The sequence below is a fragment of the Microcoleus sp. LAD1_D3 genome, from assembly GCF_036702135.1.
Lineage (GTDB): Bacteria > Cyanobacteriota > Cyanobacteriia > Cyanobacteriales > Microcoleaceae > Microcoleus.
In genome coordinates, this window is sequence record NZ_JAUBSB010000005.1 from 1 (window position 1) to 20,496 (window position 20,496).

Annotated in this window: 19 protein-coding genes; 11 read left to right on the top strand and 8 right to left on the bottom strand. The window is 45.6% G+C overall.

The annotated features are described in order from the left end of the window. Positions 1-47 precede the first annotated feature (47 nt). Together QUA74_RS03900 and QUA74_RS03905 are read right to left on the bottom strand one after the other, a co-directional pair. Positions 48-296, bottom strand: a complete 249-nt coding sequence (locus tag QUA74_RS03900; RefSeq protein ID WP_333325147.1) for a hypothetical protein — start codon at positions 294-296, stop codon at positions 48-50. A 395-nt stretch (positions 297-691) separates the two neighbouring features. After that, complete coding sequence (locus QUA74_RS03905) at positions 692-826, bottom strand: hypothetical protein (RefSeq protein ID WP_333325150.1); 135 nt, start codon at positions 824-826, stop codon at positions 692-694. Between QUA74_RS03905 and QUA74_RS03910 the strand changes: the two genes are divergently transcribed. From QUA74_RS03910 to QUA74_RS03920, 3 genes are all read left to right on the top strand, one after another. Further along, entirely contained in the window at positions 826-1,755 is a 930-nt protein-coding gene (locus QUA74_RS03910) for an energy-coupling factor ABC transporter permease (protein ID WP_333325153.1), read from the top strand. The genes QUA74_RS03905 and QUA74_RS03910 overlap by 1 nt on opposite strands. Beyond that, positions 1,748-2,404 (top strand): energy-coupling factor transporter transmembrane component T, encoded by a 657-nt coding sequence (locus QUA74_RS03915; RefSeq protein ID WP_333325156.1) that lies wholly within the window; start codon positions 1,748-1,750, stop codon positions 2,402-2,404. The genes QUA74_RS03910 and QUA74_RS03915 overlap by 8 nt, the downstream gene beginning before the upstream one ends. 176 nt (positions 2,405-2,580) lie before the next feature. Next, a complete protein-coding gene (locus QUA74_RS03920) occupies positions 2,581-3,315 on the top strand; it encodes an ABC transporter ATP-binding protein (protein ID WP_333325158.1) in 735 nt (244 codons plus the stop codon). A 117-nt stretch (positions 3,316-3,432) separates the two neighbouring features. Here the strand turns inward: QUA74_RS03920 and QUA74_RS03925 are convergent, their stop codons facing one another. After that, on the bottom strand, positions 3,433-4,437 hold the full coding sequence (locus QUA74_RS03925; RefSeq protein ID WP_333325160.1) for an ion transporter: 1,005 nt from the start codon (positions 4,435-4,437) through the stop codon (positions 3,433-3,435). 245 nt (positions 4,438-4,682) lie between these two features. Between QUA74_RS03925 and QUA74_RS03930 the strand changes: the two genes are divergently transcribed. Together QUA74_RS03930 and QUA74_RS03935 are read left to right on the top strand one after the other, a co-directional pair. Continuing rightward, positions 4,683-5,690: a 2-hydroxyacid dehydrogenase gene (locus QUA74_RS03930; RefSeq protein WP_333325573.1), complete on the top strand. Its 1,008-nt coding sequence runs from the start codon at positions 4,683-4,685 to the stop codon at positions 5,688-5,690. A 196-nt stretch (positions 5,691-5,886) separates the two neighbouring features. Continuing rightward, complete coding sequence (locus tag QUA74_RS03935) at positions 5,887-6,324, top strand: CAAD domain-containing protein (protein WP_333325163.1); 438 nt, start codon at positions 5,887-5,889, stop codon at positions 6,322-6,324. Between the two features lie 169 nt (positions 6,325-6,493). On the opposite strand, the gene aroA is transcribed toward QUA74_RS03935, so the two are convergent. Further along, entirely contained in the window at positions 6,494-7,849 is a 1,356-nt protein-coding gene (aroA, locus tag QUA74_RS03940; RefSeq protein WP_333325166.1) for a 3-phosphoshikimate 1-carboxyvinyltransferase, read from the bottom strand. 445 nt (positions 7,850-8,294) lie between these two features. Here aroA and QUA74_RS03945 point away from each other — a divergent pair, with 445 nt between their 5' ends. After that, a complete protein-coding gene (locus tag QUA74_RS03945) occupies positions 8,295-8,798 on the top strand; it encodes a hypothetical protein (RefSeq protein WP_015174064.1) in 504 nt (167 codons plus the stop codon). 118 nt (positions 8,799-8,916) lie between these two features. Here QUA74_RS03945 and QUA74_RS03950 read toward each other — a convergent pair whose 3' ends face one another. After that, complete coding sequence (locus QUA74_RS03950) at positions 8,917-9,396, bottom strand: hypothetical protein (RefSeq protein ID WP_333325169.1); 480 nt, start codon at positions 9,394-9,396, stop codon at positions 8,917-8,919. Between the two features lie 142 nt (positions 9,397-9,538). Here QUA74_RS03950 and QUA74_RS03955 point away from each other — a divergent pair, with 142 nt between their 5' ends. The 3 genes from QUA74_RS03955 (at position 9,539) to QUA74_RS03965 (ending at position 11,675) form a co-directional block, all read left to right on the top strand. Continuing rightward, positions 9,539-10,216: a hypothetical protein gene (locus tag QUA74_RS03955; RefSeq protein ID WP_333325172.1), complete on the top strand. Its 678-nt coding sequence runs from the start codon at positions 9,539-9,541 to the stop codon at positions 10,214-10,216. A 237-nt stretch (positions 10,217-10,453) separates the two neighbouring features. Continuing rightward, positions 10,454-10,753 (top strand): putative quinol monooxygenase, encoded by a 300-nt coding sequence (locus tag QUA74_RS03960; protein ID WP_006632217.1) that lies wholly within the window; start codon positions 10,454-10,456, stop codon positions 10,751-10,753. A 115-nt stretch (positions 10,754-10,868) separates the two neighbouring features. Then, positions 10,869-11,675 (top strand): MOSC domain-containing protein, encoded by an 807-nt coding sequence (locus QUA74_RS03965; RefSeq protein WP_333325174.1) that lies wholly within the window; start codon positions 10,869-10,871, stop codon positions 11,673-11,675. Positions 11,676-11,687: 12 nt separating this feature from the next. Here QUA74_RS03965 and QUA74_RS03970 read toward each other — a convergent pair whose 3' ends face one another. The 3 genes from QUA74_RS03970 to QUA74_RS03980 form a co-directional block, all read right to left on the bottom strand. Beyond that, the gene (locus QUA74_RS03970; protein ID WP_333325177.1) at positions 11,688-12,515 is read right to left on the bottom strand and encodes a Uma2 family endonuclease; all 828 of its coding nucleotides are present in this window, start codon (positions 12,513-12,515) and stop codon (positions 11,688-11,690) included. 40 nt (positions 12,516-12,555) lie between these two features. Beyond that, complete coding sequence (locus QUA74_RS03975) at positions 12,556-13,425, bottom strand: calcium-binding protein (RefSeq protein WP_333325179.1); 870 nt, start codon at positions 13,423-13,425, stop codon at positions 12,556-12,558. 74 nt (positions 13,426-13,499) lie between these two features. Continuing rightward, positions 13,500-15,173 (bottom strand): methyltransferase domain-containing protein, encoded by a 1,674-nt coding sequence (locus tag QUA74_RS03980; RefSeq protein WP_333325182.1) that lies wholly within the window; start codon positions 15,171-15,173, stop codon positions 13,500-13,502. A 357-nt stretch (positions 15,174-15,530) separates the two neighbouring features. Between QUA74_RS03980 and QUA74_RS03985 the strand changes: the two genes are divergently transcribed. Together QUA74_RS03985 and QUA74_RS03990 are read left to right on the top strand one after the other, a co-directional pair. Continuing rightward, positions 15,531-19,331: a glycosyltransferase gene (locus QUA74_RS03985; RefSeq protein WP_333325184.1), complete on the top strand. Its 3,801-nt coding sequence runs from the start codon at positions 15,531-15,533 to the stop codon at positions 19,329-19,331. Between the two features lie 295 nt (positions 19,332-19,626). Further along, positions 19,627-20,376 (top strand): peptidylprolyl isomerase, encoded by a 750-nt coding sequence (locus QUA74_RS03990; RefSeq protein WP_333325187.1) that lies wholly within the window; start codon positions 19,627-19,629, stop codon positions 20,374-20,376. The last annotated feature ends 120 nt before the right edge of the window (positions 20,377-20,496 follow it).

Below are 20,496 nucleotides of genomic sequence, written 5' to 3' on the forward strand. Positions count from 1 at the left end.
CTGCTTTCTATTATGCCATCAGCTTAGCCAGACAATTGCCTGAGTATTTATACTGATCGCCAAAGTGGGATGCTCCCCTTGTCAGGCAGTTGTTTTTGGCTGTCAACAGCTAAACTCGAATTATTTGCAGCCGCAAGCGCACTACTACTCGCAATAACTGTTTGGGTCAGCCCATTAGCAACAGCATTAGCAGCAGCATTAGCGGGATTTTGCCCCTCGATTGTCAAAGACTTGACATGAAAACCGCGAAACTTTTCTTTTTGGCTAACGCGCCACATTGCGATGGGAAAAGTCAATCGATTTTAGATTTTAGATGTTAGATTTTAGAATTGAAGCATTGACCCCACGGATAAATTCGGGGGGCAATTTTCATCGGATACAGGTTTTTTATTTCTCCACGGATGAATCCGGGGGCTTGTATCCTGGATGCTTTCGGTCAAAAATTTAATGTAAGTTATTCTCAAGAGTGGGAATAAAACCAATTAGGGATTTTCAGTTTTTTCTTGATATTTTTTTTAAATTCTTGCTTGAGCTTGATGGTAAATACATTTTGCAGTTGAATCTGTAAACAAACATTGATAATTCTTATCAAAAAGCTTGAATGTGGGGGTGCTCGGTTATCCGAATAATTCTTCAGGATTATTTAATGTAAAATTTCTCATCCTCGAAATTCTGCCCATGAGGCGCTAATCTATATCCAATAAGCGATCGCCCGCCGCAAATCTCCCGATCGCTCGATCGCATTAATGCCCCCAGAGGGGGTTTTAAATTTTTGTAAAAAATAGTTGACTAAAGAGTTGCAAGTTCTCTCGTTTGGATACATCAATGCACATACCTGATGGTTTTCTTTCACCGCCAGTAGCCGTTGCCACCGGCATAGCAAGTGCAGCAGCAATCGCAGTTGCCCTGAATCGAACCCGCGCCAGTCTGGGACTCAGACAAGCACCAATCATGGGCTTAACCACAGCTTTCGTGTTTGCAGCCCAGATGGTCAACTTTCCCGTAGCCGGCGGCACCAGCGGCCACTTGTTGGGAGGGGCGCTCGCATCCGTCGTTTTGGGGAGCCCTTGGGCGGCAACTTTAGCGATGAGCACAGTTTTTATAATTCAGAGCGTCTTGTTTGCCGACGGGGGCATCACCGCCTTGGGAGCCAATATTTTTAACATGGGGCTAGTGGGCATTTGGGTTGGCTGGTGGCTGTTGCAGCCATTGCAGCAACTTTTGGGAGGTTCCAGAAATCGTTTGCCCCTAGCCGCGGGTATCGCCGCTGGCCTCAGCGTCGTGGCTGCTTCGATTACTGTGGCGATCCAATTGGCAATTTCGGGAACAGTAGGACTCAATACCGCATTGCCAGCAATGGTAGGGGTACATATTTTAATTGGGATTGGCGAAGGGGTAATTACAGGCGGCGTGTTAACTTATCTCGTCAAAGTGCGGCCGGATTTACTGCCGGGAGAACAGCCGCAATTGCAGAAATGGGTAGTGCCAGTAATCGGAGTTTTATTAATTTCCGGGGTGCTTTCACTGTTTGCTTCAAGTTGGCCTGACGGGTTAGAAGCGGTAGCCGAAAAGTACGGCTTTAAAGATAAAGAAGCTGTGGCGATCCAAAATCCCACTCCTTTAGCAGATTACACAGTTAAAGGATTAGAAGAACAGCCTATTGGTACTAGCATTGCTGGACTTTTAGGGTCTGCCTTCAGCTTCGGCGCGGCTTTTGGGATTGCTCAGTTGGTGGTAAAACCTAAAGATGTCTAAACTCTCCATACCTTTTCGATTGCGAGTGTCTCTCACAATTGTGATTGGCATGGGTTTTCTGAAGACAGGCGCTTGGCTGTGGCTGGGAATTTATGGGGCGATCGCACTTTTTTGGTCGTTTTGGCTCAGGGCTCCGGTGCGAACCCTAGCGCAACTGTTGGGAGCAGAATTGCTTTTTCTCTCCTTATTAGTGCTACCCCAAGGTTGGGAACGAGCCAGTTTTCTGTTGCTGCGTTCCCTAATTTGCCTGCTAATTATGAACAGTTTTCTGCTAACTTTGCCACCCCACAGTTTCGGAATCGCCCTCAAAGGATTACCCCTACCAGGAGGTTTGCAAGAGATTGTACTTTTAACAGGACAATACTTAGAAATCCTCCTGGCCGAAGTCAACCGCATGAAAATATCTGCCCAACTCCGGGGCTTGTCCGGTACCGGAGGATGGCTGCGTTACGCCAGTGCTTCCATGATCGGAGCGCTTTATTTGCGAAGTCTTGATCGGGCAGAAAGAGTACACGCAGCCATGCTAATTCGCGGCTATAAAGGAAGTTTGCCCACCGACTCAAAATCGACACCAAAAGAGCGCTTCTGGCTGACACTAACAATTTTAATAGCAGCCGGATTAACAATAGCTTCTTACGGTTATTCGTAATTGGGCATTGGGCTTTTTAACGTGTTCCCCGCCTCTGCCTAGGAATCGATCTCCAGAGGCTGTGCCTCGCTTCTTGCGGAGGAAAAGTGGAGGCAGAGCCGACCGATTTGCGTTCCCAGGCTCTGCCTGGGAACGAGTTGAAATTATTCAATCTAAAATCTAACATCTAAAATCGGATGACTAATCTCAAATCCGCACCAACAATCGAAGTGCAAGACTTAATATTTGGCTATCCCGATCAAAAGCCAATATTGCGGGGAATTTCTTTTAGTTTGCAACCGGGAGAAAGAGTTGCTTTACTCGGCCTGACAGGTGCTGGTAAAAGCACTTTGCTCGAAAACTTGATCGGATTAAAAATGCCTCAATCCGGTGAGATTAGAGTGCAGGGAAAAAAGTTGGAAGAGGCGACGTTATCGCAGGCGCGCAGGCAGATTGGATTTTGCTTTCAAGACGCTAACGACCAGCTATTTATGCCCACTATTTTAGAGGATGTTATGTTCGGGCCGCGCAATTACGGAGTGCCGCCGGGAGTTGCGCGCGATCGAGCTTTAGCCCTATTAGACGAATTTGGTTTAGTAGAATTTGCCAACCGTTCGGCCCACGAACTTTCGGGAGGTCAAAGAAGGTTAGCAGCCTTGGCAGCAATTTTAGCATTAGAGCCGACAATTTTAATCTTAGATGAGCCGACTAACGGACTCGACCCCTCGTGGCGGCGTCACTTGGCGTCAGTTTTGTCCCAATTGCCGATCGAGGTAATTTTGATCGCGTCCCACAATTTGAATTGGATCGGGAAAACGACTCAAAGGGCGTTAATTTTGGCTGATGGGCAGATTCAGGTCGATCGGCAAACTGAAGATTTGCTGGCAGACAAATCAACTCTCGAATATTACAATTTGCCGCCTGATTGGTAATTAACCATGGGTCATCAGTAATTAGATAAAGCAGTAATAACTAACCCCAACTGATTGCTTTAATTGGCTCACTATGGTAAGGATTGGGTAGCAATCACAGGCTGTATATATCTGTAATTAAAGCTCGAACTTGCGGACGGCTTCATTGTACAGATAAATAGCTAAATCGCGCAGAATTTGTTCATTTTTAAACTCACTTCCTAACTTCTGTCTTGCCATTTGAACACACATTTTCATCAACTCTGATGAACTTTCGATGTGAAGTGCGATCGCCTTTTGCTTTTCTTCAAAACCGACCTCGATTTCCGCCAGCATTTTGACCGATTGACAATCCGCAAATTTCTCTAAATTTTCAGCCCTTTTTTCCGGCTTTCTCTTTTGTAGTTCCTCAGAAAAACCCCCAGCAATTATCCCTGCGGGTAACGCAAAAATTCCGATTCCCAAAAATGCTAACATGGCTCCTAACAATTTCCCTAAAGGAGTGATTGGATAAATATCGCCGTAACCAACAGTAGTTAATGTCACAACTCCCCACCACATTGCATCGGGGATGCTGCCAAAAGCTTTGGGATGTGCCTCGTATTCAACAAAATACATGATGCTAGAGGCAAATATTAACAGAATAAAAACGGCCAATGCAGTGGCAATCAACTCCTCTTTTTTAGCGTACAATACTGCTCCCAGAGTTCGTACTGACTCTGAATAACGGCTCACTTTTAGCAAGCGCAACAAGCGCAGGACACGAATTAAATTAACGAAGTTTAAACTAGGAAATACCAGCAAGAAGTAAAAAGGTAAGATGGAAATTAAATCTATCAAACTTAGCGGTGTAAGAGCATATCTCAATCTTCCCCACAGCGGGTGGCTGTATCTGCGATCGACTGTAGACACCCACAGCCTCAAAATATATTCTATGGTAAATACGAAGGAGGAAACAATTTCGATGTTTGCCAAAAGCGATGTGTACTCTGGCGACAAGGTGGGCGAAGTAGAAGCAATAAAAGCTGCGACGTTGATCAGAATTAAACCAGTTATGACAACATCATCTGCTAAACTGTATAAATTGCTTGAGTCTGAGGTTTCTAAAATCTCATAAATTATAGTTTTGATTTTTTTACGCATCTGAGTTTATCCTAAAAACTTAGCAATTTACGATCGCGCTTTACTACAGTCTAAGCAATTAGATTCAAAAAATTAAGCAGGACTTGCCCTAGGGCTAAAAATTTGGTGTCTTCAGAGATGCTATGGTTGCGAAACTCAATATTTCTCAGGGAAACTGGGTTGTTTGGGGCAAGGGCGTTCTAGTAAAATTTAGAGTGAATCTGGAAAGAATTTCCAACTATATACTGGATTTGCAGGCAAAAATCATGAAGGTAGCCGTATTTAATACCAAATCCTACGATCGCACTTTTCTGACAGCAGCCAATGTCGGCGGTCAACACGAGTTGGTTTTTTTTGAACCGCATCTGACCCTGGAAACCAGCGTTTTGGCTGCTGGATTTCCGGCCGTTTGCGCGTTCGTGAACGACTGCTTGGACGCGAAAACGCTCGGGGCGATCGCCGAAAAAGGCGTCCGCTTGCTGGCCCTGAGATCCGCCGGATTCAATCACGTCGATTTAGCAGCAGCGAAGGATTTAGATATAACTCTCCTGCGAGTTCCTGCTTATTCTCCCTACTCCGTCGCGGAACACGCAGTCGCTCTGATTTTGTCCCTCAACCGCAAAATCCACCGGGCCTACAACCGCGTCCGCGAAGGCAATTTCGCCCTAGACGGCCTGTTGGGTTTTGACCTCCACGGCAAAACCGTGGGAATCGTCGGAACGGGCAGAATTGGCGCAATTACTGCCCAAATTCTGCACGGATTCGGGTGTCGCCTGCTGGGATACGATGTTTTCCAAAACGTAGATTGCCTCGCCCTAGGCATGGAATACGTCGCCCTCCCGGAACTCTTCGGCGCCTCTGATATTGTCAGCCTCCATTGTCCGCTGATACCGGAAACTTACCATTTAATCGGTGCAGAGGCGATCGAGCAAATGAAACCGGGGATGATGCTGATCAATACCAGCCGCGGTCAGTTGATTGACACTAAAGCTGTTACCAAAGCACTGAAATCTGGTATAATTGGCTACCTCGGCTTAGATGTTTACGAACAAGAGACGGATCTGTTTTTTGAGGATTTGTCAAATCACGTCATTCAAGACGACGTTTTTCAACGTTTGCTGACTTTTCCCAACGTCCTGATTACTGGACATCAAGCTTTTTTCACCGAGGAAGCTTTGAAAAATATCGCCGAAACCACGATCGCCAATATCACCGACTTTGAACAAGGACGCCCTTGCCCGAATCAAATCAACCTCGATCAAGTGAAAAAATGAGTCAAAAGACCGATTTGGCAGGGAAGGCAATTGTTTAAAATCAAGTCATATCGTTATTTTTGCTTGCAATTTGTGAAACTCTGCCTTAGTCTCATCAATTAGTCCCTGCAGCGCGGATGCTGTGCTAATTGCCGGAGAATTATACTGGCAGCAATTCACAGCCTGCAATTTTACCTGACAACGGAGGAAGTATCTAATGACACAAGCTAACTTTTCGGACGAGACACAAACCATCACTGAAGTCGTCACAGTAGACCTGGTGGCTGACCAACCGGGGGTCATGACTACAGTGACAACCACAGAAACACCGACGAGCCAGTTCCAAGATATTAAAGACCAAGTTATTACAATTTTGTCGGAACTTCCCGCCTATCTCTCTAATTTTTTTGCTGACTACCAAAAGCCCCTCATAACTGTTGGTTTAATTCTGGCAGGCGGTATTAGTATTAAGGTAATGCTGGGAGTTTTAGGTGCCCTTAATGATGTCCCTTTGGTAGCTCCAGTTTTTGAGTTGATTGGGATGGGATATACGGGCTGGTTTGTTTACCGCTATCTGCTCAAGGCTTCTAACCGCCAAGAGTTGTTAACGGAAATTGATTCTTTAAAAGAACAAGTTGTAGGTAAAGATTCTTAGAGGGAGTCATTAGTCATTGGTCATTAGTCATTAGTTAGTGGTTATTTGTTATTTGTGAGGCTATAGCAATAACCGATAACAAGTAACCAGCAACCAATGCCCAATGCCCAATGCTCAATGCCCAATGCTCAATGCCCAATGCTCAATGCCCAATGCCCAATGCCCAATCTTAATTTGGATGGCAAACTTGTTGCAAAGTGGTGGTAAAGTCGGGGTAGGAAATGGCAGCAGCTTCTGCCCGGTGAATGTTAGTAATACCTGTGGCATTGAGGGCTGCGATCGCCAAACTCATGGCGATTCTGTGGTCGGTGTAGCTGTCTACATCCGCGCCGGTCAAAGGAGTTCCCCCGGTAATTTCTAAACCGTCGGGTAACTCGGAAATTTGGGCTCCCATGCGGTTGAGTTCTGCAGCAGTCACCGCCAGTCGATCGCTCTCTTTGACTCGCAACTCGGCCGCATCTCGAATTATTGTAGTACCCGATGCAAAGATTGCCGCTACTGCCAAAATTGGAATTTCGTCAATCAGTCGGGGAATTAAGTCGCCAGCAATGGTGCATCCCCGCAATTGGCCGGAACTACGAACCAAAATATCCGCTACAGGTTCCCCCGCCGCCTCTCGCTGATTTTGCAGTTCAATGTCCGCGCCCATCATTTCCAAAGCTTCCAAAATACCTGTACGAGTTGGGTTGACGCCGACATTTTCGACTACGAGCTCGGAACCTGGGACGATCGCGCCAGCAACTAGCCAAAAAGCCGCCGAACTAATATCCCCCGGTACAATCACATTCTGCCCTTGCAGTTGTGTCGGCCCAGTGACTGTCACGCTACAAGTTTCTGGATCGACGCTCAATTGGGCTCCAAACGCTCGCAGCATCCGCTCGCTGTGATCCCGCGACAGAGCGGGTTCTGTGACTGTTGTTTCTCCGCTTGCCATCAAACCGGCGAGCAAAATGCAAGATTTAACTTGAGCCGAGGCGATCGGAGAATGGTAGTGAATTGGTTTTAACTGCTGTCCGAGTATCGCTAAAGGAGCTAAAGAATTACTTTTTCGGCCCCAAATTTGCGCTCCCATTTGTTGCAGCGGTTTAATGACGCGCGACATCGGCCGCGATCGCAAAGAACTGTCACCCGTTACCGCATAAAAACGCCCCGGATGAGAGGCTAAAATTCCCAACATCAACCTCATCGTCGTGCCGGAATTACCCGCGTCCAAGACTTCCACCGGCTCCTCTAACTCGCCAATTCCAACGCCCCGGACTGTCACCCGTTCCGCGTTGAGTTCAGAAACTTTGGCTCCCAGGAGCGAGAAACATTTAGCGGTGCTGCGGGGGTCTTCTCCTAGCAGTAGTCCCTCAATAGTAGTTTCACCTTGGGCGATCGCACCCAACATCAAAGCTCGGTGAGAAATCGACTTATCGCCCGGAACTCGAATCCTCCCCACTAGCGACAAGCCCGATGCCGGTTTTTGAATGCTTAAAGTTTGGCTTTTGTCAAGAAGCGTAGTAGTGATAATGTCAGCTTGCATTGAGATAAACTAGGATTGGATGGCGTTAGCTATCCTACCTTTTTCCCAGTCCTAAGTCAGTCATCTTTTGTACGGCCTGCGGGTTTTTTCCCAATGTGTCCGGTTAACTTAAAAGCTGATGAAACTCGCCCTGAGACTCTGCTGTCAGTTATCTAGGACACAGGAGTGCGGACGCAACGGCACGGATTTCACTTTAATTTCACCTTAATTTCACAAATATTATCCGTGTATCTGCTTAGATTTCATTTCCTGCTCTCAGTTATCGACCAGATGATTGAGTTGTGACTAAACAATTTTAGATTTTCGATTGCGAGTTGTAGATTTTTCATTTTTTTAAGCAAAAGCTCCGGAATTTGGAACTCAGCTAATCTAAAATCTAAAATCTAAAGCTTAAAATCTCAAATCTCAAACCCCCCGATCCACAACTACTCCTAAACTTTTATTTATGCTGACGCATCACCGCAAGCCTGTAAGTTTATCGCTGGTATCCACAGATTTACCATTGTGGTCAGTTGTTGAAACCGCTGGTACGCTTTATCAAAAAGACCGCGATCGCTTTCACTTGTTGTTACACGAACCAGCAATAATCGATCGCCAATTTTCCGACGGCTCCGACGAATCTGCCGAGCAAGTTACAATCTTGCCCCCAACTACAAAACCTCGGTTGCTCTGGCTAGAAGTTTCGCCCTACCGAGTCATTATGACTATGCAAGGAAACGGCAAATACAGTTACCGCCACTGCTGGGAACGAGGAATGTACGGCCTGAGCCGTTATTGGCTTCAGGGCGAATCGCTGGCGACTCCCGAACAGTTGCGACTTCGCAACTTCACTCGCAACTTGACGCTGACAGGAAAGCCGGAACCGGAACACTTGCGGTTAGAATACGAATTGTGGTCGGAGAAAGTACAACTCGGTCGCTATATTTTGAATCTAGAAATTCATCACTAAATTGGGTAATTGCAAAGGGGTAGATAGTAGGTGAAGGCGACGCATTCCTCAAATTCATTCACCCGTTGTGCGTTGTTGGGGTTCGCGTGGCCATCTCAAAACTCAAAACTATTAGCTTTTAGCGATCGCTCTTACAATAATTAATCAGTTTGCTAGTCAAAGCGTCTTGATTTGCGGCTGCTTGATTCGCCTGCTGTCCGGCTCTAATAATATCTGCTTGAGCTGTTTGGATTTGCTCTCGACCTTCTATACTTGTAGAAGCGAGATTTCCAGCCTGAAGACTTTTGCTTATGTCGCCCAGTGCTTGACTAATTTCCTGGAAGGATTTAACCGATGGCTCCTGAATTTCTTTGAGGGTTGGATCGGTTATTCGCAGATCCTCAAGTTCTTTAGCTATCAGGTTCAAATTTTTAGCTAAATTGTCGGTCGTTGCAGCATCGTTGCTGTCTTTATCAACATCAAGGAGAGCGTTGCCTTTGTTGACAATTTCAGTAAATTTAGTACACTGGACAGCTCGGCTATCGCTGCAACTAATCGTCAGCGTACAGCAAGCAACAACTATCAGCAGGATGGCAATCTGTTTGCGAAAAAAGTACATGAGCCCTCGGTTGCAAAAAAAGTAGATTGTGGGATTTTGTCGTAGAGTGCGTCAGCGATTAGCCGATATATCGACTGTCGAAAAACTTTCGCGGCATTCAGACACGCTCTACTAAGCTAAACTACGTACCTGTTTAGGAACTATGGTCAAAAACAGCAATAACCTACAGAAGGGAAGCATTTGGGGATATCTTACCCTGCTTTTGCCTATTTCCTTGACGGCGGTTGCCAGTTTCGAGTCGGGAACGATGTTTTGGGCGATCGCCACCACAGCGGGCGTTGCTTGGGCTTACAAGCTCTATCAGCAGCAGCAAAAACATAAACTCGCTCATTTAGACTCGGTTTTCTACAAGTTGATCAAGGAAAATCAAGGGCGAGTTACGGCTTTGGATTTGGCGATGAATGCGAAACTCCCCGGAGAAAAGGTTCAAGAGTATCTCGACGAACGAGCCTCTGAGTTTGCAGCGGATTTTGAAGTGACGGAACAAGGCGGAATTTTGTATTATTTTCAAATAGCTCCACCTGTCAATCAAAGCGAAACAGCTAATGCGGTAATAGCTGTTCAAGAGCCTCCCACAAATCGGGAAAAAGCACAAGATAAAAAACCCAATTTATTCCCCATTGCTCAAACCAAGACTCCTGAAAAGCCCAAAATCTCTTTTACCCAGACGGAACTCTCCCGCAGGTTCAAAGTTCACGCAACTACGATCGGCAAGTGGAAACTTAAGCCGGAGTTTGCTCAGTGGAGTCGGGAAAAAGACCCGGAGGATCTCGCCTGGGAATATTCTACAGAAAACAAGCGATTTTATCCCAAAGATTGAGTGGCTCGGGTATTTGCCAAAATATCTCAAGAAACCCGGTTTATACAACGCTCTGCGCTTAGTAACGAAGAATTTGGCAAGAAACCGGGTTTCTGAGACTTGAGCGCGTCCTGGACTGATTTTACTGCGGTTGACCGATCGACCTGTTTAGGTTACTTTAAGTAAAATCATGTATTGTTGAGTTTGCCAAATAAAAATCGGTAAATTCGATCGTCCTATCTGTGACTTTTTTCTCCTATGTCCAAAACAACCTTGCGAGTAGTCGCCCGCCTCGTCGCGTTTCCCGACAAAGTAGCAGAACTTAAATCTCTGCTGCTGAGCATTATGGAGCCTACTCGCAAAGAGAAAGGCTGCATCAAATACGAACTCCTGCAAAATCAAGCCGATCCCACAGATTTTACCTTCGTTGAAGAGTGGGAAAGTGCAGATTTGCTCGAACTACATCTCGGTTCAACTCACATTCAAGACGCCGTGCAGAAATTAGACGGTTTGGCCGTTGGACCTCCAGATATCCGTCGCTATGAATTGCTAGCTTAATCCGGTTTTATAGCAATTTTATTAATGTTTGTGAAATAGCTTCGACCCCCCTAGCCCGCCTTAGTAAGGGGGGACAAGAGTGAAAGTTAAAATTCTACTAACTTCGGAAAAGTTTATGACATTAGCAACAATAAAACAGTTATTTATTTATCCAATTAAAGGGCTGACGCCGCAAGAAATGTCGGAGTTTGCTTTAACAGCAGGACACGGAATTAAGGGCGATCGAGCTTTTGCCTTAATGTTTGCAGATAATCTTGAAGCTGCAAAGATGCCTGCCCAAAATATGCCTTGGATGAGCAAAAAAAATTTTGCTGTCCAAAACGATTGGCCTTTGTTAGCAGCTTTAAAATGTGATTATCAACCGGAAACGGCCGTTTTAACAGTCAAGCGTGAAGGAGTTGCAGTGTTATCCGCCGAAACGAACACAGCAGCGGGGCGCGATCGCATCGGCGCTTTTTTCACAGAATATCTGGCCGCAATTGAATCCACAAAAGAAGCGAGACACCCGCAGTTTGCACCTTTGCAGTTAGTGGGCGACACCAGCGGCGAAACTCGCTATCCCGATCGAGAACCCGTACACATTTCTTTACTCAGTCAAGCCACATTAGACCAATTAACAGAAATTGCTGTTCAAAACATTGACGTGGGCAGATTTCGCCCGAACATTGTGCTAGAAGGTATGGCAGCTTGGTCAGAATTTGAGTTGATTGGAAAACAGTTTCAATTAGGCACGGCGCGCATAGAAGTTACAGCACGCATCGGTCGCTGCGTCAATATAGAAGTGAATCCAGAAACAGGCGATCGGGATATTTCTTTACTCAGTTTACTGCAACAGGAATTCGGTCACGCGCAAACCGGAGTTTTAGCCAAAATTATCAACAGCGGCACAGTTAAAATCGGGGATGTTTTGACTTCTTATTAATCAAAAGCGACATTAAGATTGTGAATGCTGGCTAACTTCCTCTACTGATAAACCCAGCGCTTCTGCCACTTGCTCTGTATTCAATCCCATTGCCAACAACCGAGGGATAGCATCCCGCCGTGCTTGCGCTTCTGCACTCAAAGCCTGCTCTGCTAAGGAAGCTCGTTCTGTACCTGTCAGCAGCAAATTGCCCTCGCTGTCCCACCACCGCAGCCACAGCATTGTCTGGTTTTGATAACTGCCTTGCCACAGTCCTAATTCTACGCCCATTGGCGCGATCGGATAATGAGCGCGATCGTTCGGAAGCAACTGCTGGTAAAACCCATTTTTCAGGTTGTAAACCTCCAGTCTGCCATTATTGATTTCATAAATCCCATAATACGGAATCCGCATGATCCGCTCATATACCCAAAACTTCCCAGGCCTTTGCGCCGCTCCAACTTCCGAGTACGATAGTGGGGTTGTGTCCCGCTCTTCTGAACCATCTCCCGATGCGAACTCCAAAGCAATCATCGGAGCCATGAATTCCCGCCACAGCACGTAAGAGCGACGGATCTGATTTCCTAATGTTGGTGGCACGTTCGGCACGTAGAACCAATCAGGAGCTTCTGCTCCCTTTTCAAGCGGGTCAGTTTCTCGCCAGTAGATGCCACAGTCTTGCCCCATAGCATATTGCCCGTCGGGATGAAGCCCTTGCAACACCGACCCGATCGAATCAGTCAAAATAATACTCTGGGGATGCTCCTGAAAATTCTTCACAAAAGTGCCGTCTTCCTCTGGCAGTTGAGTGTGGTCGGGGAAAGGAGAGGGAAGGACAATTTTTTCGGTTGCCGGGGTCATGCGACCTCTCAAGTATTGCAGCTTACGTGGATATCTTAACTCATCCTGCTTCCGGCACCCTCACCTTATTACCAATCAAATTCAGAAAACTCGTTCCAAAATGTTGAATCTCCAAAAAATTAGCATAGGAAGGAGTTGACTTGTAAACTCTAAAAGTCCGCATAATTCCTAAAGTCGCGGCACTTTCCAGCGGGCCGATAAAGCTAGTATCTCTGTCCAAAAAATGAGACTGCTTAGCCCAGTGTGCCATCTGTTCCGCATTCAAAAAATAGCAGCCGGAATGAGGATTCAAAGCTCGCTCAAAAGCGACTGTTTGTTCCATGATTTTTCCCATTAACTGCCGCTGCTCCTCTATTTTTTGAAACGGAGAAGTTGCTGATTCTGCTAAATCACCATCAACATATGCTTTAAAAACCGCGCCTTTAGGCGATATTTCATAGCGATTAGGTTGCAGCAAATTCCCATTTCCTCCGTGATGTGTAAACCACTTTAATTTACTAAAAAACCACGGATCATGCAGAACTAAATCATCTTCCAAATAACAGAAATAATCGTATTTGTTAAGACACGCTCGCAAAACTGCTTGACACTCAAAACCCAACAGCAGCGGTTCGCATTTTGTAGCGTGGTGCATAAAACATCTGGGCTGCACTGGCAGTTGAGGCAACAGATGATAGCCTTGAGTAGTGCAAACCACAATGTCAATTTCGTGCTGTTGAGATTGATTTGCTGGGATAGTTGCACATTCGCTAATGTCAATCATGGACTGAGATTTGCCGTACAAAGCTTGCAGCGATGTCACGCAAGCGGTTAAAGCATTGAGTCGCGGTTGCGGATCATTTCGCTGCGAAGCGTGTTTCCCCTCGCCGCTGGGATTGTAAAAGTGAGCAATAGTGAATAGAATTCGCATTGGTGTGGATTAACAATTAGAAATTAAACAATAAAACAGAACGATCGCACAATAGCCTATAAATTTTACCGCATTTAGTCACCAAATAACTCCGGCAGGCGATCGCGCAACTCAGCATTTAAACGTGGCAACTCGTCCCGCATCTGTAAGTACCAATCTCGGCGCTGCCGGTAGTGCCCGCACAGCAAGCGGTTGTCCCGCACCCATTCGTAAGCATTCGCGGCTACTTCCCGGCGCAGAGAAGTGTCAGATATCAGCGAATTTAGTTTGGTTTCAAACTCTTTTTCATATCTATAAATAAATCCGGTTTCACCTTCGACAATCGAATGTTCGTACACGGTGGGACTTGCCAAAACCGTTACTCCCCGCGCTGCACATTCAATAAATTTTAAGTCGGATTTCGTTTCGTTAACCGGGTTGGAAACAAGCGGCAGCAAAGCTATATCGCAACTGTACATAATTTCTTGATACCGTTCGTAACTGCAAAATGGTTCAAATTCTTTTTGCTGTATTTCCAAGGATTCAAAAAATCGGCGGTCGTGGATTACTTTAACTCGAATCCGGTGCTTGTGTGCGACTAAAACTCGATTGAGTGCTGCCATAATCGGCTGCCAATCTTTTTCGCGGTTGAGTGCACCAAAAAAAATTGTTACTGTATCTTCTGCCGGATAAATTCGCGGCGGAGGTAGATAAGCTAATTGATTGGGAAAAACGGCAAGATTTGGATTGTAGTGCCGCAAAATTTTTGCGAGGGGTTCTGTAGAAGTTTGCACGCAGTGACAGCCGCGATAGCTGAGGTAATTATTATCTGCATATTCGCGGCGGCGGATGGGATTGTCGTCAATTTCAGCTACTATTAAATAGCCTTGTTGCAACAGTTCTTTGAGTTGGGGAATGTAGGCAGGATATTGCATAATTGTCCGCTGCCAGATGAAAACTTTTTCTTCTCCCGGCAGGGGGGGAATTAATCCTGCTGTTTTCACGCCGGATACGGTGCGGACACCGGGAATTGTGGTGCTAAATTTGTCCGGTTCCAAAACTCGCACGCGATCGCACCCTGTAGGAGCCATAATGATAGTCTGAATCAGCAGTCTGCGCGCAGGTACGGTCGATTTGGTCGATCGCACGATATAATGTTCAGCACCCGTTTCCGTAGCAAAACTGCTCGATGTTAGCTCTAAAGCCTTTACCATTGGATGTAGTAATTCCTGAAAGTGGACAAAATTTTCGGTTTTGTGTCCCTTCCCTTGAAATTCGTAAACCTGCAATCCGGCTTGAGCAAATAGTGATTTAATACTTTCTAGGGTAAACCAGTGCTGCATCTTGCTGTCGGGATTTTCCCAATGTCCGCGCAGCAGATTGACAATTCGCCGCCAGTATTGAACATTGGGGATTCTGGCGAGAATTTGCCCCTCTGGATTCAGCAAACCACTGTACTGCTTGAGGACTTCCCAGGGATTTTTCAGATACGGTAGCAAGTCGCCGAAAATTAAGCAATCGACGGTTCCTGGAGCGAGGTCGAGACTTTCGATGGCAATTTCTTCAATATTGGCTACAGTCACCCAGTTTAGCCGATCAACGGCAATTTTAGCTTTTTCTCGATCGCATTCAATGCCAATATACTGACAATGGGGATTGATCAGCTTGTACTGTTCGCCCGTCGAACCCGTACCGCAGCCAATTTCGACAATGACTTTAGCATCCGGCGGTAGCAGCTTCAAGAGGTCGTGGTTGGCGCGATCGATCACTTTCTCTAAAATTCCTGATTAGTTTATCCTAAAATAAAACAGAGCAACCCATGCCGACAGACAACCAGCCGAAGGTTAGCATTGCGATGCCAGTATACAATGGCGATCGCTATCTTTGTCAAGCGCTAAATTCTCCGTTGCGAACTTTTTTTCTTTTCTCTTCTCTTGGTCGGCGTTAAGAGCGTTTCCTTTAAATCTTATTCACCAATCCTCCAGGATTGCTATATGTTAGCAAATATTCGGCAAAATTATAATTTCTTCTCTACCATACCCTTTTTTAGCCCAATTGAGCTGATCAATTAATACTGCTTTTTCTCAAAAAATCCACACTACACTGTGCTAAATACATTAGAAACTATGAACCCTAATCTAGGAATGAACATCGCCGGCTACATTAACGGCGAATTTGGCATAGGAGAAGGTGTCAGAGCAAATATCAGGGCTGCAGAAGCCGCCGGGATTCCCTTCGCCATAAACAATTTTACCCGCAGTCCCCACCGCAAGAAAGACACCACCTATCAAAATTTTAGCCAAGATAATCCCCATCCCGTAAACTTAATTCAAGTCAACGCCGATCAAGTTGCAACCTTTATCAAACATACAGGTTTCACCTATTTTGAAAACAAATACAATATCGGCTTTTGGGCCTGGGAACTTCCCGCATTTCCCCCGGAATGGCAGCCAGCATTTAATCACTTTCACGAAATATGGACTTACAGCAACTATTGCGCCGAGGCAATTTCTGCACTTGCGCCAATTCCCGTCATCAAAATCATGCCCAGTATTGCTCTTCCCGCACCTTCCCTGAACAGAGAAGCACTGAATTTACCGAAAAATAAATTTATTTTATTGTTTGTATTCGACTTTTCCAGCCACATCGAGCGCAAAAATACTTTAGCGACAATTCAAGCATTTAAACAAGCTTTTGGGGAAGATAACAGCGTATTATTGGTCATCAAATCTTCTAATTCCCACAAGTTTTCAGCGGCGCAAGCATCCTTAAACTCAGCCATAGCCAATAATTCAAATATCAAACATCTAGACGGGTATTTGTCCAAAAATAAACTTAACGGTTTGCTCTACAATTGCGACTGTTATGTATCCCTGCACCGCGGCGAAGGATTTGGCTTAACAATGGCTGAAGCCATGTTTTACGGCAAACCCGTAATTGCCACGGGCTATTCATCAAATACAGAATTTATGAATGTCGGCAATAGCTATTTAGTCAAGTATAAGTTAATCCCAATTGAGAAAGATTGCGGGCCTTACAAAAAAGGCAATGTTTGGGCCGAGGCGGATGTCGAACACGCTGCTGATTTAATGCGTCATGTCTTCAACAATTACCGGGAAGCTCAGCAAGTTGGAAGAATAGCTGCTGAGGAAATTAAGACTTTACTGAATCCGCAAACTGTCGGGAGGAAAATTCAAAACCGTCTCGAATATATTGCCGAAATTACAGATAATTTCAAAAGCTTGGATCGCGGAATACGGAAAAAAGCGTCTCAGCCAGCGACAGTAAAAAATGCACCACCTTTAGTTAGTATTTGTATTCCGACATACAACGGATCGGCATTTATTGGCGAAGCGATTCAAAGTGCGATCGCCCAAACATACCCTAACATAGAACTGATTGTATCCGACGACGGTTCCACAGACGAAACAATTGCGATCGCCCAATCCTTCCAATCGCAAACCTCACTCGATTTCCGCATCGTACTGCACCGCAACTACGGCTTATCACAAAACTGGAACTTCTGCATATCCCAAGCAAAAGGTCAATACATTAAATTTCTGTTTCAAGACGACTTGCTCGCACCAGAAGGTATTGAAAAAATGGTCGCAGTCGCCCAACAAAACCCAGAAATAGGTATGGTTTTCTCCCCGCGTGGCATCACCATAGCTGACAATGAATCTAACCCGATTTTGCGCCTAGCTTCCCAATCAATTAAAGATTTGCATAAAAGTTGGTCGAATTTAAAATCTATTCAGCCCGGAAAAGAATTACTGGCTGATACTAACTGCCTGAGCAACCCGATAAACAAAATTGGCGAACCGAGTACCGTCTTAATTGCCGCGCGAGTCTTTGAAGAAATAGGATTATTTGATTCGGGATTATCTCAGTATGTAGACTTAGATATGTGGTGGCGAATCATGGGGAACTATCACATCGGATTTGTAGATGAAAAACTGTCCTCACTGCGGATTCATCCCGAACAACAAACTTGGAAAAACTTCGCGGCTGGGGAAAATCATAAGGATGTAGTAAGATTTTACAAAAAACTACTAAATAGTCCTGATTACAGTTTCCTGGATCAACAAATCAAACAGACAATCCGCCAAAAGCTGGCATTGAGAACCCAGCCGAGTTTATCGGCATTGTCAGCAATGCTTGAGCAATACAATAAATTCCCCTCAAAACAGCCTCTTCTCGCGCTGCGCGCCTATCGCCAACAGCTAGCTGAATATTGGCTGAATTTGCCAGCGAAAAATTTAGAAAGTGCTTACTTGAAAGACATGGGGAAAGCTCATAAATTGCTCCTAGATAGCGCCCTCAAAAATGAAACTTTAACTGAGGAAGAACAAAGTTTTGTCCAGCAGTTATCCTCCAAACTTGCTGAAGGAGGGGAAATTGCCGAGAAGATTCAATATCTCCTCGCAGCGATGCTGTACCGCGACGCTTATCAGTTGCCACTTGAGTATAACAATGCAGCGATTCCCCAGTGGTTTTTTAACGACTTTTTGAAATTTATCTTTCAGTCTCCCGGTTATTTTAAACAAAACTGGGAAATAGAAAGGTACTCTGAATATTTCCAGCAGTTGATCAAGTATGTCGCTGCTCATATCGCCAGTTTTCCCGATTCAGAAGTGTGGCGTTATTTGGCGGCTTTTATTGCGACAACAGTTAGCTTCCAAGCTTTGTATTTGAGCGAGGAAAATCTGCTCAATATATTGATTCAGCGAGCTGATATTATGGAATTTTATTTGAAAAATATCGGCTGTCAAATAGAATGGAATTTTGCTCAGAGAGAACCTGAAACAACTAAAATCCGAGTTGGCTTTTTGCTTGATAAAATTAGTTATGAATCCGAGACTCGTGCTGCAATTCCCACTTTTGAATATTTAGATAGAAGCAAATTTGAAATTATCGTGTACTATTTCCAGGTACAAGACGAGCGACTGGGGAAATATTGGGAAAGTTGCGCCGACAAACTGGTGCAACTGTCAGAAGATTTGCCCCAGCAAGTCCGAGAAATTCGATCGCACGATTTAGATATTCTGCTAATTTGCACCAATACCACCGACACTTCTCAACCAAGCGCGCTGCTGTGCCTGCACCGACTAGCACGGGTGCAAATAGCTAGCGGTGCATCAACCCCCGCAACCACGGGCGCCCGAAATATTGATTATTTCATTGCCGGAGATTTGACATTGCCGACAGATACTGCTGCAGAGTATCGCGAAAAATTAATTACTTTAAAAGGCTCAGGAGTTTGTTTAAGCTATAGTTTAGGATCGGCATCTGCCATAGTTGAACCGACTCGTAGCAGTTGGGGAGCCACTGAGGAATCTGTAGTGTTCATGTCCGGCGCTCAAGCTTTTACAATTATCCCAGAATTGAGAGAAACTTGGGCAAAAATTATTGTGGCGGTACCAAATTCTATTTTAGTTTTGTATCCCTTTAGTTCCGGCAATGAAAACTATCCGACAGTGCCTTTTTACAACCAAATTCGATCGCTTTTTGCCCAATACGGTATTGACAAAAAGCGCTTAGTTGTGATTAAGGCGCTGCCATCTCGCGCAGATTGCATAAAATGTCTGGAATTGGCTGATATATATTTAGACTCCTATCCATACAGCAGTGCCTGCTCCTTAGCAGAACCGCTGTTGGCAGGGTTGCCTGTAGTGGTAAGAAAAGGGCAAACAACTCGATCGCGACAATCAGCCGCCGTGCTCGAAGAACTGCTACTTCCGGAACTGGTAGCAAACAGCGAGAACTCTTATTTAGATCTGAGCACAGCACTGGGAACCAACCCAGAACTGCGCCGGCACTACCGCGATCGAATCCAGCAAAAAATGGCGGCAAACCCCAAATATCTCGACAGTCGCGCTTGCTCGACCCAACTGGGAACACTCTTTGAAAGACTATTCCGAGAGTGAAGGAAGAAGGAAGTTCAGCAACTAAGCAGTGTACGGGATCTAACGGATGGATGTTGAGGCAAGAAGGAAGATGGCAGAAGTAAAGATTTTCCCACTCTCCCACTCTCGCATCCCGCTACCATTATGAGACCCGCGGGGAACCCCTCGCTAGGCAGAGCGTCAAGAAATAGACAGCAATAGCGCTAGCCCACTGACGGTCTGCTATCATCGGGGAATCGAGGGGTTAGTGGTTGTCGCTCTTTTCCTGCCACAGCTAAATTAAAAGGGGAAGCGCAAGTCAGTTGGAGATAAAAAAATGACAGGACTTTTTCAAATAGGCGATAAATTACTGCAAGCTCAGGATATGCCATCGCTCCTGAAGCGGTATCAGTTGATGCCACAATTCTTGCGGGGTGTAATAGTAGACCAAGCGATCGCATCCTTTAGTTGCAGCGACGAAGAACGCAAATCCGCCGTCGAGAACTTTCTGGCACAACACCAACTGACAGCCCCCGAAGCCAAAGAAGCTTGGCTGCGCGGCCAAAACATGACGGAAGAAGAACTTCAAGAGATGGCCGTTAGGCCCTTGCTGCTCGAAAAATTTAAGCAAGCCACTTGGAGACCTAAAGTAGATAATTATTTTTTAACCCGCAAAGCCAGCCTAGACCATGTAGTCTATTCCCTGGTACGCACCAAAAATCCAGCACTGGCAAACGAACTTTACTTTCGCATCCTGGAAGGGGAACAAACCTTTGCCGAAGTGGCTCGCGACTATTCCGAAGGGCCCGAGTCCAAGTCCGGTGGCTTGTTGGGCCCTGTACCCCTCAGCCAGCCCCACCCGGCAATCAGCAAACTGTTGTCCGTCAGCCAGCCAAATCAACTCTGGACGCCTCGTCCTCTGGCAGAATGGATGGTAATTATTCGACTAGAAAAGTTCATGCCGGCCCAGCTCGATGAATCGATGCGGCTGCACTTGATTAACGAACTCTTTGAAAGCTGGCTCGCCGAACAAATATCGCAAATAGGCCCGCTACAGCCCCTCTCCTCCGTGTCTTCAATATCATGACCGAAAGCAATTTCGTCTGGGGCCCCCGGATTTATCCGTGGAGACTTTAAAAAGCGTAGCATCCTGACAAAAAGCCTCCGGATTCATCTGTGGATTCAATCTAAAATCTAAAATCTAAAA

Bases quoted from the DNA above. Each gene is read 5' to 3' on its own strand.
- QUA74_RS03960 (WP_006632217.1), top strand. From the start codon at position 10,454: ATGTCCAAAACAACCTTGCGAGTAGTCGCCCGCCTCGTCGCGTTTCCC.
- QUA74_RS03930 (WP_333325573.1), top strand. From the start codon at position 4,683: ATGAAGGTAGCCGTATTTAATACCAAATCCTACGATCGCACTTTTCTG.
- aroA (WP_333325166.1), bottom strand. From the start codon at position 7,849: ATGCAAGCTGACATTATCACTACTACGCTTCTTGACAAAAGCCAAACT.
- QUA74_RS03920 (WP_333325158.1), top strand. From the start codon at position 2,581: ATGACTAATCTCAAATCCGCACCAACAATCGAAGTGCAAGACTTAATA.
- QUA74_RS03955 (WP_333325172.1), top strand. From the start codon at position 9,539: ATGGTCAAAAACAGCAATAACCTACAGAAGGGAAGCATTTGGGGATAT.
- QUA74_RS03925 (WP_333325160.1), bottom strand. From the start codon at position 4,437: ATGCGTAAAAAAATCAAAACTATAATTTATGAGATTTTAGAAACCTCA.
- QUA74_RS03910 (WP_333325153.1), top strand. From the start codon at position 826: ATGCACATACCTGATGGTTTTCTTTCACCGCCAGTAGCCGTTGCCACC.
- QUA74_RS03985 (WP_333325184.1), top strand. From the start codon at position 15,531: ATGAACCCTAATCTAGGAATGAACATCGCCGGCTACATTAACGGCGAA.
- QUA74_RS03950 (WP_333325169.1), bottom strand. From the start codon at position 9,396: ATGTACTTTTTTCGCAAACAGATTGCCATCCTGCTGATAGTTGTTGCT.
- QUA74_RS03990 (WP_333325187.1), top strand. From the start codon at position 19,627: ATGACAGGACTTTTTCAAATAGGCGATAAATTACTGCAAGCTCAGGAT.
- QUA74_RS03945 (WP_015174064.1), top strand. From the start codon at position 8,295: ATGCTGACGCATCACCGCAAGCCTGTAAGTTTATCGCTGGTATCCACA.
- QUA74_RS03915 (WP_333325156.1), top strand. From the start codon at position 1,748: ATGTCTAAACTCTCCATACCTTTTCGATTGCGAGTGTCTCTCACAATT.
- QUA74_RS03975 (WP_333325179.1), bottom strand. From the start codon at position 13,425: ATGCGAATTCTATTCACTATTGCTCACTTTTACAATCCCAGCGGCGAG.
- QUA74_RS03935 (WP_333325163.1), top strand. From the start codon at position 5,887: ATGACACAAGCTAACTTTTCGGACGAGACACAAACCATCACTGAAGTC.
- QUA74_RS03965 (WP_333325174.1), top strand. From the start codon at position 10,869: ATGACATTAGCAACAATAAAACAGTTATTTATTTATCCAATTAAAGGG.
- QUA74_RS03970 (WP_333325177.1), bottom strand. From the start codon at position 12,515: ATGACCCCGGCAACCGAAAAAATTGTCCTTCCCTCTCCTTTCCCCGAC.